Source organism: Pseudomonas cavernicola (genome assembly GCF_003596405.1).
Taxonomy (GTDB): Bacteria; Pseudomonadota; Gammaproteobacteria; order Pseudomonadales; family Pseudomonadaceae; genus Aquipseudomonas; species Aquipseudomonas cavernicola.
The window spans coordinates 2,666,674-2,681,139 of the sequence record NZ_QYUR01000002.1 but is presented as its reverse complement, the minus strand read 5'-3'; the positions used below and the strand labels follow the sequence as shown (position 1 = coordinate 2,681,139).

Sequence of the window (14,466 nt, the reverse complement as noted above, 5' to 3'; positions counted from 1 at the left end):
CCTGTGCGAACGCCTGCAGCGGCACTGCGGCGTACCAATACGCACCTTGTGCGAGGTGCGTATTCATTCGATCCGGAGAGTGATTCATCGCGCGCGTGCCCGCAAGTCGAACACCAATACTTCTGAGTCGATCCCGCTATCAAGCGTCAGTAGTTGTTCATGCTGCACTCTGGCACCGTCGCCTTCGCTCAGAGGGGTGCCGTTCACCCGAATTTTTCCGCGGGCGACGTGGACGTAGGCGTAGCGACTCGTAGAAAGCTTCAGCGTTGCCGTTTCCCGACCGTCGAATAGGCCGGCATACATGCGCGCGTCTTGCTGGATGCTCAGCGAGCCATCCTGGCCATTGGCGGAAATCAGCAAGCGCAGGCACCCGCGCCGCTGCTCGAGAGCAAAGTGCTTTTGCTGATAACGCGGTGGCAGGCGTTTGGCTTTGGGCGCCAGCCAGACTTGCAGGAGGTGCAGTGGCTTGACCTTCGAGTGGTTGTATTCGCTATGCGTGACGCCCGTACCTGCGCTCATGATTTGCACATCGCCGGGCTTAATCACCGAGCCGGTACCGAGCGAGTCCTTGTGGGCCACGGCACCCTCCAGCACATAGGTAACTATCTCCATGTCGCGGTGCGCGTGTGGGCTGAAGCCGCGGCCAGGGGCGATGCGATCATCGTTAATCACCCGCAAGTCCGAGAAGCCCATTTCATCCGGGTCGTGGTAATTGCCGAAGGAAAAGCTGTGTCGTGATTTCAGCCAGCCGAGATTGGCGACCCCTCTCGTACCGGCTTTGCGAACTTCAAGCATTGGTGTGCCTACCTAGCGCTGCGGTAACGCCAGACGGGCAGCCACGATGCTGCCCATCTGGAGCGGCTTAGGCCACATCCACCAGGATGATTTCGCTGTCTTCCATAGCGCTGAAGTACAACACCTCCTCATGGCTGACGGCGATGCCATCCCGGGCCTTGGCCTGTACACCGTTGACGGTGATCACACCGCTGGCGGCAACCAGGTAAGCCTTGCGCTTGTCGCCCAGGCGATACTCGGCTTGCTGGCCGGCCTTCAGCGTTGCCGCGCTCAAGCGTGCATCGGCGCGAATATGCAGCGCTTCGCTATTGGCAGGGTCTCCACTGGCCAGCGTGACGAAGGCACCGGCGCGCTCGCCTTTCGGGAAGGGTTTAGCGCCCCAGGCCGGCGGTGCGTTGAACTCGGTCGGCTGAATCCAAATCTGGAAGATCTTGGTGGTTTCCGACTCCATGTTGTATTCGCTATGGACGATTCCATTGCCGGCACTCATCACCTGCACATCGCCGGCTTCGGTACGACCCTCGTTACCGAGATTGTCCTGGTGGGTAATGGCCCCCTCGCGGACATAGGTAATGATTTCCATATCCCGGTGCGGATGACGCGGGAAGCCCGTATTGGGCGCGATTTCGTCGTCGTTCCACACCCGCAGCTGGCCCCAGTCCATCCGCTTGGGGTCGTAATACTCGGCAAAAGAGAAGTGGTGACGCGCGTTGAGCCAGCCGTGATTAGCGCCACCCAGCAGCTCAAAGGGTCGTAACTCGATCATGATCTGTGTCCTCCGTTGGTATCCAGGTGGCGCTCGTATGGCCTGCTCGATAGACCTGCTTTCGAGTATCAGGCGGTGGGAAGCCGCTGGTAATGGCCGGATAATCGATCAGATAATCAATTTAAAAAAGCGCAAATATTCCGCCTTTTTGATCGAATTAATAGATTTTAAGGGTCGATGATAGAAACCTTCACACTGCCCGCGGTTGGCGATGAGCCAGGCGGTAAAGTTTGCTCTGGATTTTTCCCAGTCCAATGCACGCATAGATAATCAAGCGCGCTCGGCCACTACATCTTAGGTACGCGTCAGCACCCGGGCGGCCAGCCTTTTCGTACCGGCAGGTCGGAGTGCTGGTCGCGCAACGTCACGGTAAAGAAGCAGGTTCCGCCCGGAATCCAGGCACGTCGGTAGCCAGGCTAGCCTCGATCGCGTCCCGGAGAGCATGTGCTTCGACCGGCTTGTGAAGCAGACGATGACCGCTGTCGGACGCCTCCTTAAGCCGCGCCGGTGACGTGTCACCGGTGACGATGATCGCCGGGACGGCGCAATTGAGATAATCGCGGATCTCGCGGATCGCTTCGGTTCCGGTCACGCCAGCGCCCAGCCTGTAATCGGTGAGGATGAGGTGCACCGATGCCTTCCCGCGTTGAGCGGCTTCAGCATGAATCCGGCAGGCATCGTCTGCCGAGCCCCCTGCATAAACCTTGTGCCCCCAAGCCTCGAGCAGTCCGCAAAGCCCATCCAGCACATCCTGCTCGTCGTCGATGATCATGATGCCAAGCGCTCTTTCCGGCGCGGTAGGTTGGGCGGGGGTGTTCGCTTCAGTCGGCGCTTTCCTAGCCGGCGCGGTGATGGAGAACATTGACCCACGGCCCTCGATGGAAATGAGCTTGACCCCGTGGTCGAGGAGGCGGGTGGTGTGTCGAACAATGGCCAGACCGAGGCCAAGGCCCTGCGTACGATCGCGTTCGGCATTATGGAGTTGGACGAACTCTTCGAAGATCTCCGACTGTTGGTTGGCGGGGATACCGAGTCCGCTATCGAACACCTGGATTTCGACCGAATGCCCGCGTCGTCTGCAACCAAGGAGCACGCTGCCCTTGGTCGTATAACGGAAGGCGTTGGAGAGAAGATTGTCGAGCGTGCGCTTGAGCAGTACGGGGTCGCTGTCGACCCAGAGTTTCGACTTCAGCACACGCCAGCGCAGGTTCTGCTCCTGTGCGGTGCCGGCGAATTCGTCCTGCAGACCGGCGAAGAGGCGGCTAAGCGAGACAGGTTCCCGGGATACAGTTACGACACCCGCATCGAGGCGGGAGATATCCAGCAGACCGTTCAGGAGGCCGCCGAGATTGCCGATCACCATGCGCAGCCGAGCGGCAATGTCTTGCGCCTTCAACGCCAGGACGTCCCCGCGATCCGCCAGCGCGGCAAGAGTGCCGACGAAGAGGCTGAGGGCATGAATGGGCTGCCTCAGGTCATGGCTAGCTGCGGCCAGGAAGCGCGACTTCGCCTGGTCGGCGGCTTGCGCACGGTCACGCTCCTCTTTCAGGCGACCGACCAACTCGACATTCTCCAGGCGTAATCTCACCGTCTCGCAGAGCGTGCGATAGGTCACGCGGCTGTAGTACAGGTTGACACCCGCGAGGCAGGCGAGGAAGAAGGAATAGATGGCGTAGACCTCACCCTCGCTCGTCAGGCACTGTAGAGTGACCGGCAAAAGCATGGCCACCAGCGAGCCGGCATAGGCGGGTGGAAAGGCTGAAAGCGAAGGTACTGCGCCGCAGACGAGGCCGGTCAGGACGATGCAGGTGAAGGCGAAGAGCTGAGGATCGCCCTGGGCAAAACCCTTCCAGCCGAGCCATCCCCACAGCAGGCTTGACAGCCATGAGAGTACGGTCGCCCGCCAGGCCCACTGTGCTGGGGATGCCAAGTGATTACCATGCTTGAAATAGCGCTGCGCCAGGAGAATGCGGCAGGTCGTCAGGACGTACATGGCGGCTCCCCAGGCAACGAGTCCGCTCATGGGCACGGCATTTCTGAAAATGTAAGCAACCGGAATCGGGATGGCGAAGTTTGCAAAAAGCACCGCATAGGACTGGCGAAACAAGAGGTCGACGAAATACTTACGCTGACTGGTGCTTGGCATAGCGAAGCCTCAAGGGAGAGCAACAATGAAGGAGGGGCATCAGCTCACTGTCCTGATCGCCGATGACCATAGCATCGTGCGCGAAGGATTGAGGTTTCTGCTTTCCACAGTGGATGATGTTAGCGTCGTCGGCGAGGCTGCCGACAGTGTCGGCATTCATGCGGTCCTTGGAGAACGGTCCGTCGACCTCCTGCTGCTTGATCTCGGCATGCCCGGCGTGAACCGGCTGCAGTTCATTCGAGACCTGCGCGAGCAGTTTCCCCGCTTGAAAATCCTGGTGCTGACTGCGAATGTCGAATTGGGCACCATCCGGGCCGTGCTCGAGGCCGGCGTCCATGGCTACCTCACCAAGAGCGACGATACTCAGGAACTTACCGACGCCATCGAGGCAATCCGGCAAAACCGGACCTATCTCGCCGCTGCCGTCCGCTTTGCGATCGACGGCCATGGGCGCTCTCAGGCTACGGGCGAACCTGTGGCGGACATCATCTCGCTGGTTCCGCTCACTCGGCGCGAGCGACAGGTTCTGGTGCTCATCGCTCAAGGCGCGAAGGCGCGCGAGATCGCCGAGCGCTTCTGCATCAGCCCGTTCACCGTGCGCAAGCACCGGGAGAATCTGATGCGCAAACTCGATCTCCACAACACCGCTGAGCTAGCCGCCTATGCGGTTCGGCTAGGCCTGCCCACTGGCTGAGTGGCCGCCCTCGCGAGCGCGGGGGCCCAATAAATTCAATGAACAAGCGGTAGCCCGGATGCAATCCGGGAGCTAGTGGCCTGTACGGCTGGTTGGTTAACTCAAGTTCGGATGCCTGGAGTCCTGAGGCAAGGCGCCGTGACGAGTCATAGCTGGGCTACTTTGATCCGCGGCAACGCAGTATCGGGGCCTCAGGGCGCCGAAATTGACTAATGGAACTAGCCACACAGGTCACTAGGCAACAGGTATCCCCGGATTTCCAATCTACGCCTACGCCTATTCAGATCGATAAAACCGTGTGCACAGCCAACATTAGGCTCCAGCACCCACAACCTAGGTGGCTGCGGTTTCCGCCAAAATACGGCACCCGTCGTATATCTCCTGATCAAGCCCAGTCTTAACCTTCCTCGCTACTGGCATTTCGCTGCCTGCTCGACCGACAGAGTGTCCATCCAGCGTTATCCCTCGCAACTCATAGAAGCGCTATTTTCCACTGGAAGGATGACCTGTCCATGATATTGCCGGAAGCTTGGATCTCGTTTGCGTTCGCAACGCTGGCCTTCGCCTGCATGCCTGGCCCCGCCATCCTCTATATGACCTCACAGACGCTTGCACACGGGCGACGAGCGGGATTCATGGCTGCACTCGGCATTCACCTGGGTTGCTATGTTCACATCGCTGCGGCCACCGCGGGCCTGGCCACGCTGCTCCATCACGCGCCGATGGTCTATCTCGGCATCAAGCTCGCTGGAGCGGTCTATCTGATCTGGCTGGGCGGCAGCATGATCCTCGGCAGGCACGCGGCGTCGGCGGACTCTGCTTTGCCTAAGCCGGGTGTCCTGCGCGACAGTGCTGTCGTGGAAGTCCTCAACCCCAAGACTGCGCTGTTCTTCCTGACCTTTCTGCCGCAGTTCGTCAACCCGGAGAGTGCCGCGCCGCTCTGGCTGCAATTCCTGGTTCTCGGCAGCATCGTCAATCTGATCTTCTCGGTGGCAGACCTCGTTGCGGTGGTCTTCGCTTCGCTGCTGATCGGCCCGTTATCGGCTAATGGGCTCATGCGCTTCATGCCAAAGGTCAGTGGTTCGATTCTGGTCGGCCTTGGCCTCGTACTTGCGAGGCAGTACACCTAAATCTGACCCATTACGGACGTTCAGGGGTGTCTACGAAACTAGGGGATTCAATGACCGCGAGTAAGGCTTGCGCAAATACACCGGGCAGGGATGTTTGAGAGTTACCAGCTCTCTCAATTCATGGAAACGTCGATGAATCGATTGGTAGCAGAGGTTGTCAACGTAATCAGCGCCATGTCCGCTAAGGGGCCACTGGGGGCGCAGGCAGAACTCGGAAAAATCGTACGCTCAAGCACCCTCTATGCGCGCCTTGATTTAAAGCACGAGCGCGTTCAGCTGGTCTTGCCAAGCGGATGGCAGGAGCAACCCTGTCCCTCGGCTGCCTGTTCCAGATTGCGCAGGATCCCGCACTCACTGGCTTTCTGATTGGCGTGGCAGGTATCCCGCAGTGTGTGCAATTGCTGTTCGAGCAAGCGCAGTGATTCGACTTGCTGGTGGATGCGCTCGATCTGCCCGTCGATCAGTTGGTTGATCTCGTCGCAGGCCAGTTCCGGCTTAGCTTGAAAGCTGCGCAATGTGCGCACGTCCGGCAACCCCATGCCGAGCGAGCGGCAATGGCGAATGAAGTTGAGCTGCACCAAGTGCGCTTCGGAGTAGCTACGATAGCCGTTGGGCTCGCGTGCTGGCACGTCGAGCAAGCCTTCTCGCTCGTAAAAGCGCACCGTTTCGACATCGCAATCGCTGCGTTGCGCCAGTTCACCTATCCTCATCCCGCATTCCTCCGAAAAGTGCTTGACCCTGTAGTTACTACAGACTGTTGAATGGTGGCATTGTTCCCAGGGGTACACCCGCATGAGTCAGCACAACGAGCCCAACCCCGTGTTCCGCCGCCACGCACAGGAAAAAGACGAATGCTGTGGCTCAGCCCATGAGCACCGGGCTGAACACGACCCTGCGCATGCCGATGAAGCGAGTCACGATCACAGCCACGATGGCCATCAGCATGATCACGCCGATGCGTGCAGCACCCCCGGCACGGAAGCCAGCAAAGGCGCATCGCAGGCCAAGCACACCCCGCCGCCCGAAGGCGCCAGCCGGGTGCGTTACCGCATCGACAAGATGGACTGCCCCACCGAGGAGCGGCTGATCCGCAACCGGTTGGAACCGATGCCAGGGATCGCCCGGCTCGATTTCAACCTGCTGGATCGGGAACTGACGGTGTACCACCGCCTGGGCGATCCGCAGCCCATCGCCGCCGCGTTAACCGCGCTAGATATGGCTCCCAGCCTGTTCGAAGTCGGTGCGCCGGCAACCGCCGTGCCACCGGCCCTGGGCGCAAAACTGAAAGGCCTGTTGATTATCAGCGGCTTGGCCGCGGTCGGCGCCGAAGTCATCGCCTGGACGACCGGGCAGGAAGCCTCCTGGCCGGTGATGGCCCTGGCTGCGTTGTCCATCCTGAGCGCCGGCCTGCCAACCCTCAAGAAGGGCTGGGTCGCGCTCAAGAACCGGACGCTCAACATCTATTTCCTGATGTCGCTGGCGGTAGCCGGTGCCGTCATCATCGGTAAGTGGCCAGAAGCGGCGATGGTGGTGTTCCTGTTCGCTGTCGCCGAGGCCATCGAAGCGTTGTCGCTGGAACGGGCGCGCAACGCGATCAAGTCGCTGACCGCGCTGGCCCCGGAAACCGCCGAGGTCAGGGTCGGGGACGGCTGGCAAGAGCAACCGGTGGCTGGGGTGGCGGTCGGTAGCCGCATCCGGGTTCGTACCGGTGCGCGAGTGCCGCTGGATGCACGCGTCGACTCGGGCCGGGCCGCGCTCGACCAGGCGCCGATCACCGGCGAGAGCCTGCCAGTGGACAAGCAGGCCGGCGACGCCCTGTACGCCGGCAGCATCGTCACCGACGGCGTGGTGGAGGCGACCGTGACGGCCGCGGCCGGTGACAGCACCCTGGCCCGCATCGCTGCCGCCATCCAGGATGCGCAATCGCAACGCGCGCCGACACAGCGCTTCGTCGATCAGTTCGCCCGCTACTACACCCCCGTAGTGGTTGCCCTGGCTCTCCTGGTGGCCGTGCTTGGCCCGCTGCTGTTCGGTGGTACGTGGGGGGCATGGATCTACCAAGCGCTGGTATTGCTGGTGATCGCCTGTCCCTGCGCCCTAGTGATATCCACGCCGATCACGGTGGTCAGCGGGCTGGCGGCAGCGGCCAAGCACGGCATCCTGATCAAGGGCGGGGTTTACCTCGAAGGTGGTCGGCTGCTGAAAGTCGTGGCGTTGGACAAGACTGGCACACTGACTCAAGGCCAACCTGTGCTGACCGATGCGGCGCCGTTCGGCGACATGCCGCTCGAGCAAGCCTTGATGATCGCGGCCAGTCTTGACGAGCACAGCACTCATCCGGTTGCGCAAGCCTTGGTCAGCGGATGGCGAGCACGCCAACCGGATGCCGCGACCGTGCCGGTTGAAGACTTCGGCGTGCTCAACGGCCGTGGTGTCAAGGGCAGCATCGCTGGTCAGCCGTGGCATCTGGGCAACCATCGGTTAGTCGAAGAGCTGGGTATTTGCTCGCCAGCACTCGAAGCACGGCTAGCGCTGTTGGAAAATGCCGGCAAGACCGCCATCGTCCTGTGCGCGGCCAGCGGCCCGGTAGCGCTGTTCGCTGTCGCCGACACGGTCAGGCCCGAGAGCTTTGCTGCGGTGGCGGCCCTCAAGGCGCTGCACGTCGAACCGGTGATGCTGACCGGCGACAACCCGGCCACCGCGCGGGCGATTGCCGATCAACTCGGTATCCAGAACGCACGCGGCAACCTGATGCCGGAAGATAAACAAACCGCCGTCGCCGAACTCAAGAGCCGTCATGGCACGGTCGGCATGGTCGGCGATGGCGTGAACGATGCCCCAGCGTTGGCGCGGGCCGACATCGGTTTCGCGATGGGCGCGGCCGGCACCGCCACTGCGCTGGAAACCGCCGATGTAGCCATCATGGATGACGACCCGCGCAAGATCGCCGATTTCATCCGCCTGAGCCGCCGCGCGGGATCAGTCTTGAAGCAGAACATCGCACTGGCGCTGGGCATCAAGGTGGTCTTCCTCGGGTTGGCGCTAACCGGCCATGCCACGCTGTGGATGGCGGTGTTCGCTGACATGGGAGCGAGCTTGCTGGTGGTGTTCAATGGGCTGCGCTTGCTTGGGTATTTCCCGCCAACGGCAGTGAGTGCCAGCCGCGCCCCGTGGGTGGTCGAGTAGCTGTGGCGAGGAGGGCGCTTATCAGGCCGAGGTCGACCGGCCATGGGGCCGGGCGCCACTTCGCGCCAGCCCGGCCAACAAATAAAGCCTACCTCGCTGCAACGTCCTCCATTGAGTTCCGTCCATTGCGCTGAGGGTGCCAAGCCGGCCCCATTTAAACGCCGCAGCGTCTGAATACCGTAGTTGCCGGCCAGGCTGGCGGCGCTGACGGAGAGTGGCGGGGCGCGATTGTCGCTGATGGTCACCCTGCTGATGGCGATCTTCAGTGGGCAGTAGCAGTTCGGCTAGCAAGCGATTGCCGATCCCACGCCTTTCGTCAATGCCAGATATTGGCCTTGGCAGAGAAGCTAGAGCAGGCACGGGCGATCCTTATCAGGCATGGCCACTATGACTGGCTGACCCGCAGCGGCAAGTTCGAGGTGCCGAATAAAGGAATGGAGTTCGCGGTGACGTATCTGCTTATGTTGCTGGCGCTTTTTCAGTGGTGCTGGGCGCTGGTTGAGTGTCGATTATTGGCTGGCGCGGTGTTTGCGCCGCGCAGTTTGAGACAAAACTCGGGGTTTCTGCTGGCTTTTCAGTCGTCGTCAGGTCGGCGAAAACGTCTGGGATGCACGTCCTAGAGCGGTTTCTCTCTTATTCTTATTGGAAGTAAAAAAGTTCCTTTGTCATAAAACATTTATATAAAAGCAACTGCGCTGAAATAACCCGTCGCCAAGATTCCCTCCCAACACAAACGGGCCAGATGCTCGGGTGTTTTTTAAAGACCAAAAGGGGAATTCTTCGATGATCCGTAAGCACTCATTCTTTGGGATGGGGGCCGGTGTTGCCGCCAGCACCCTGGCCCTGGCCATTTCCGCCCAGGCTTTCGCCGGCACCGTAACCACTGACGGCGCTGACATCGTTGTCAAAACTAAAGGTGGCCTGGAAGTCGCCACTACTGACAAATCCTTCAGCTTCAAGCTGGGTGGTCGCATCCAGGCTGACTACGGCCGCTTCGATGGTTTCTACACCCGCAATGGTGACACGGGGGATGCCGCGTATTTCCGTCGTGCCTACCTTGAACTCTCCGGTATCGCCTATACCGACTGGGCCTACACCGTTGCCTATGACTTCTCGGAAAACTCGGGCAACAGCAACGGTGCCGCGAACAGCGGCAACTTCGACGAGGCCTCCTTCAGCTACACCGGCTTCGCTCCGATTACCTTGCGCGCTGGTCGTTTCGACCCCGATTTCGGCCTGGAAAAGGCCACCAGCTCCAAGTGGGTCACCGCCCTCGAGCGTAACGCCTTCAACGAAGTGATCGACTGGACCAACAGCCACCAGGACGGCCTGGGTCTGCAGGTGCAGGCGCTGATCAGCAATTACGCCTACGTCTCCAGCAGCGTATCCAGCAAGGATGCCAACGACGACGAGGGCGATAGCGTCAAGCAGTTCAACGCCCGTGGCGTGTTCGCTCCCATGGCTGAAGCCGGCAAGGTGCTGCACTTCGGCGTGAACTTCGCCCAGCGCGGGCTGGACGATGTGGCGGGTGCCGACGTGCGCTACCGTTCTCGTCTGGGCATGCGCGGTGTGGATACCAACGGCGGCAACTCCGCCGGCAACCTGGGCAACCGTGCCGTGTTCGCCGGCACCAACGCCGCCAACAAGTTCTGGGACGACGATACCGCCTGGGGCCTGGAAGCGGCCTTCGCTACCGGCCCCTTCTCCCTGCAGGGTGAGTGGATGAAGCGCGAAACCGACTCCGCTGGTCCCCAGACGGACCTGGAAGCCGATGGCTTCTACGTGCAGGCCGCCTACACCCTCACCGGCGAGGCTCGTGGCTACAAGATGGGCAAGTTCGACTCCATCAAGCCGGCCAATAAGGAAATTGGCGCCTGGGAAGTCTACTACCGCTACGACAGCATCTCCGCCGACAACGATGTGGCAGTCACTGCGGTCAACACGCCTACCAGCACCTTCCTGCGTGAAGCTGACGATACCGAAGCCAAGGTGCATAACCTGGGCGTCAACTGGTACGCCAACGAAGCAGTCAAGATCAGCGGCATGTACACCAAGGCCAAAACCGACAAGATCACCAACCGCGCGGGTGACGACGACGGCGACGGCTTCGTAGTCCGCGCTCAGTACGTGTTCTAAGTTCAAGTAACCAACTGCTCCGCTCCTTATTTAAGCCCCGCCTAGTGCGGGGCTTTTTTTCGTCTGCGGCACAGGCCAGACTGCGCGGATGTCGAATTTGATTCTGCAACGCCTTGCCGATCTGGACGCCTCCGCCTGGGACGCCCTGGTGCCGAGTGCGCAACCGTTCCTTAGCCACGCTTTTCTCTCTGCGCTGGAAGACAGTGGCAGTGTCGGTGGGCGCACTGGCTGGACGCCATCCCATCGTTTATGGGTCGATGCCCAAGGCCAGTTGCTGGCCGCGCTGCCGGCCTATGTCAAAGCCCACTCCTATGGGGAATACGTGTTCGACCATGGCTGGGCGGATGCCTGTCAGCGCGCCGGCATCGCCTATTACCCGAAGCTGCTCTGCGGCGTGCCGTTTTCACCGGTCACTGGCCCGCGCCTGCTCGGCTATCCCGAGGCGGCGGGTCAGTTGCTCGACCAACTCAGCCAAGGTTTGGCGGCGCAAGGCCTGTCCGGGCTACATATTAACTTCACCGATGATCTGGCGGATGCGCTGCTGAGCGGACGTGAGGGCTGGTTGGAGCGGCTGGGCTGTCAGTACCACTGGCGCAACCATGGTTACCGGGATTTTCAGGATTTCCTCGCTGCGTTGGCCTCGCGCAAGCGCAAACAAATCCGTAAAGAGCGCGACCAAGTGGCGGGGCAGGGCATCGACTTCGACTGGCGGCTGGGCCAGCAACTGAGCGAGGCCGAGTGGGATTTCGTCTACGCCTGCTATGCCAACACCTACGCCATACGCGGGCAGATGCCTTACCTGACGCGTACATTCTTTAGCCTGCTGGCCGAGCGGATGCCTACGGCGATCCGCGTGGTATTGGCGCGTCAGGGCTCACGCCCGGTGGCGATGGCCTTCAGTTTGCTCGCTGGCGACAGCCTGTACGGGCGCTATTGGGGGTGTCTGGCGGAGTTCGACCGGCTGCATTTCGAGACCTGTTTCTACCAAGGCATGGACTATGCGATCAGCCAGGGTCTACAACGTTTCGACGCTGGCGCGCAGGGCGAACACAAGCTGATTCGCGGTTTCGAGCCGGTGCTCACGCGCTCCTGGCATTACCTCACACACCCTGGGTTGCGCGCGGCGGTGGCGGATTTTCTCGAGCAGGAACGCGTCGGGGTGCGGGCTTACGCCGAGGAAGCGCGCGACCTGCTCCCCTATCGCCAGGACTGATCAGGCAATGCTGGTGGTGCTGGCGGTACTACCGCCCCATTCGAGGAAACGGATCTTGTGCACCTCGCCCTCGCTGTCTTCATAGACCAGGGTCACCGGCACAGCGCCTGTTTTGTCGGAGGTGTCGGTGCGGTGCAGCACCTTCTGTACATCGATTTCCATCCCGTAGTGGTAGTCCACGGCGGAGATGCCCGCGCCGGGAGTTTGCACGCCGTCCTGGGCGAATACGCTGGGCGCTAGACTGGAGATCACGGCGCTGACAACCGAGGCCATTTTCATAAGGCTTTTTCCTCTGTTGGGTTTCGCTTGCTAAGGACTTCATCTGACCCACGAGAGCCGGTTAGTTCATTCGGCCCCGGCCGGAGGTGCCTTTCAGCGGGCGGCCAGGCGCCGGCAATTGCCCGTGGTTGAGGGGGTGCGACCGTTCGTCACATGTCTTGAAATTGGCGGGCAGAACTGGGTGCGATGGTTTAACGAGGGCTGCTGGCTCACTCTACCCCGACGAACCCGCCGGTCTGGTGCTGCCATAGGCGCGCATACAGGCCACCGTGGGCGATCAGCTCGGCATGGGTGCCGCTCTCGGCGATCTGCCCTTTGTCCAACACTACCAGGCGATCCATCCGTGCGATGGTCGACAGGCGGTGGGCGATGGCAATCACCGTCTTGCCTTGCATCAGGGTGTCCAGGCTTTCCTGGATCGCCGCTTCGACCTCCGAGTCCAGCGCCGAGGTGGCTTCGTCGAGGATCAAGATCGGTGCATCCTTCAGCAGTACGCGAGCGATGGCGATGCGTTGGCGCTGGCCGCCGGAGAGTTTCACCCCGCGCTCGCCCACGTGGGCGTCAAAGCCTGTGCGGCCCTGGGCATCCGAGAGCAGTGGAATGAATTCGTCGGCGCGTGCTTTGCGCGCCGCTTCCCAGAGTTCCGCATCGCTGGCGTCGGGTTTGCCATACAGCAAATTGTCGCGGATCGAGCGATGCAGCAGCGAAGTGTCCTGGGTGACCATGCCGATTTGCTCGCGCAGGCTTTCCTGGGCGACTTCGGCGATATTCTGGCCGTCGATCAGAATGCGTCCGCTTTCCAGGTCATACAGGCGCAGCAGCAGATAGACCAGGGTCGACTTGCCGGCGCCGGACGGGCCGATCAGGCCAATCTTCTCGCCCGCCTTGATCCACAGGTTCAACCCGTCGATCACCCCGCTGCCTTTGCCGTAGTGGAAATCGATCTGCTCTAGGCGTACTTCGCCGCGTTGCACCTGCAGCGCCGGGGCGTTCTCGCGGTCAGTCACGGTGCGTGGCTGGGCGATGGTCTGCATGCCGTCCTGCACAGTGCCGATGTTCTCGAAGATGCCATTGACCACCCACATGATCCAGCCAGACATATTGTTGATGCGGATTACCAGACCGGTAGCCAGTGCAATGGCGCCGACCGAGATCAGCTCCTGGCTCCACAGCCAGAGGGCGAGGCCGGTGGTGCTGGCGATCAGTACGCCGTTCAAGCTGGTGATCAGTACATCCATGGAGGTGACCACGCGGCCGGCCAGCTGGGTTTTTTCGGTTTGTTCCTGCAGCGCCTCACGGGCGTAGCCTTGCTCATAGTGGGTATGCGCAAACAGCTTGAGGGTGGCGATGTTGGTGTAGCCGTCGACGATCCGACCCATCAGTTTCGAGCGGGCTTCCGAGGCCACCACCGAACGCTGTTTGACCCTCGGCACGAAGTAGCCCAGGGCAATGAGGTAGCCGACGATCCACAGCAGCAGCGGCAGCATCAGTCGCCAGTCGGCCTCGGCGAACAGCACCAGGCTGCTGACCGCATAGATCAGCACATGCCAGAGCGAGTCCACCGCCTGCACCGCCGACTCGCGCAGGGCGTTACCGGTCTGCATGATGCGTTGCGCGATGCGCCCGGCGAAGTCGTTCTGGAAGAAACCGAGGCTTTGTTTCAGCACATAGCTGTGGTTCTGCCAGCGGATCAGGTTGGTCAGGCTGGGGTTGATCGTCTGATGTACCAGCAGGTCATGCAAGCCGTTGAACAGTGGGCGGAGAATCAGTGCGACGACAGCCATCCACAGCAGTTCAGTGCCGTGCAGGGTGAAGAACTCGCTGTGCGGCGTGCTCTGGGCCAGATCGACGATGCGCCCGAGAAAGCTGAACAGGGCCACTTCGATCAGCGCAACGATCAACCCAACCGCCAGGAGCGCGGCGAAGCTCGGCCAGACCTGCCGCAAGAAGTGCAGGTAGAACGGCCAGACACTGGTTGGCGGGGCCCCAGCGGGGCTCGGGCGAAAAACCGCAATCAACTGCTCGAAACGGCGATAAAGCATGGCGGCTCACAGGCGCTGGATAGATCGTAGGCTGGGTTTCGCTGCGCTCTACCCAGCCTACTCGACTAGATCATGAACA

The 14,466-nt window shown here is 61.1% G+C and carries 12 protein-coding genes; 6 read left to right on the top strand and 6 right to left on the bottom strand.

From position 1 onward, the window contains the following. Positions 1–84: 84 nt before the first annotated feature. The 3 genes from D3879_RS12790 to D3879_RS12780 form a co-directional block, all read right to left on the bottom strand. A complete protein-coding gene (locus D3879_RS12790; RefSeq protein ID WP_119954598.1) occupies positions 85–795 on the bottom strand; it encodes a pirin family protein in 711 nt (236 codons plus the stop codon). A 67-nt stretch (positions 796–862) separates the two neighbouring features. Continuing rightward, positions 863–1,561, bottom strand: coding sequence for a pirin family protein (locus tag D3879_RS12785; RefSeq protein ID WP_119954597.1), 699 nt, complete (start codon positions 1,559–1,561; stop codon positions 863–865). Between the two features lie 364 nt (positions 1,562–1,925). Continuing rightward, positions 1,926–3,707, bottom strand: coding sequence for a hybrid sensor histidine kinase/response regulator (locus D3879_RS12780; protein ID WP_119954596.1), 1,782 nt, complete (start codon positions 3,705–3,707; stop codon positions 1,926–1,928). A gap of 25 nt (positions 3,708–3,732) precedes the next feature. On the opposite strand from D3879_RS12780, the gene D3879_RS12775 reads away from it, so the two are divergent. Both D3879_RS12775 and D3879_RS12770 read left to right on the top strand, forming a co-directional pair. Next, a complete protein-coding gene (locus D3879_RS12775; protein ID WP_119954595.1) occupies positions 3,733–4,401 on the top strand; it encodes a response regulator in 669 nt (222 codons plus the stop codon). A gap of 512 nt (positions 4,402–4,913) precedes the next feature. Continuing rightward, positions 4,914–5,531 carry a LysE family translocator gene (locus D3879_RS12770; protein ID WP_119954594.1) on the top strand — a complete coding sequence of 206 codons (618 nt, stop codon included), beginning with the start codon at positions 4,914–4,916 and terminating at the stop codon, positions 5,529–5,531. 272 nt (positions 5,532–5,803) lie between these two features. On the opposite strand, the gene D3879_RS12765 is transcribed toward D3879_RS12770, so the two are convergent. After that, a complete protein-coding gene (locus D3879_RS12765) occupies positions 5,804–6,241 on the bottom strand; it encodes a Cd(II)/Pb(II)-responsive transcriptional regulator (protein ID WP_119954593.1) in 438 nt (145 codons plus the stop codon). 82 nt (positions 6,242–6,323) lie between these two features. Between D3879_RS12765 and D3879_RS12760 the strand changes: the two genes are divergently transcribed. The 4 genes from D3879_RS12760 (at position 6,324) to D3879_RS12745 (ending at position 12,066) form a co-directional block, all read left to right on the top strand. Next, positions 6,324–8,717 carry a heavy metal translocating P-type ATPase gene (locus tag D3879_RS12760; RefSeq protein ID WP_177412399.1) on the top strand — a complete coding sequence of 798 codons (2,394 nt, stop codon included), beginning with the start codon at positions 6,324–6,326 and terminating at the stop codon, positions 8,715–8,717. Positions 8,718–9,052: 335 nt separating this feature from the next. Beyond that, a complete protein-coding gene (locus tag D3879_RS27845) occupies positions 9,053–9,337 on the top strand; it encodes a hypothetical protein (RefSeq protein WP_238474230.1) in 285 nt (94 codons plus the stop codon). A 163-nt stretch (positions 9,338–9,500) separates the two neighbouring features. After that, entirely contained in the window at positions 9,501–10,853 is a 1,353-nt protein-coding gene (locus tag D3879_RS12750) for an OprO/OprP family phosphate-selective porin (RefSeq protein WP_119954592.1), read from the top strand. Between the two features lie 88 nt (positions 10,854–10,941). Further along, positions 10,942–12,066: a GNAT family N-acetyltransferase gene (locus D3879_RS12745; protein ID WP_119954591.1), complete on the top strand. Its 1,125-nt coding sequence runs from the start codon at positions 10,942–10,944 to the stop codon at positions 12,064–12,066. On the opposite strand, the gene D3879_RS12740 is transcribed toward D3879_RS12745, so the two are convergent. Together D3879_RS12740 and D3879_RS12735 are read right to left on the bottom strand one after the other, a co-directional pair. Continuing rightward, a complete protein-coding gene (locus D3879_RS12740) occupies positions 12,067–12,345 on the bottom strand; it encodes a DUF2790 domain-containing protein (protein ID WP_119954590.1) in 279 nt (92 codons plus the stop codon). A 209-nt stretch (positions 12,346–12,554) separates the two neighbouring features. Then, entirely contained in the window at positions 12,555–14,387 is a 1,833-nt protein-coding gene (locus tag D3879_RS12735; protein WP_119954589.1) for an ABC transporter ATP-binding protein, read from the bottom strand. Between the last annotated feature and the right edge of the window lie 79 nt (positions 14,388–14,466).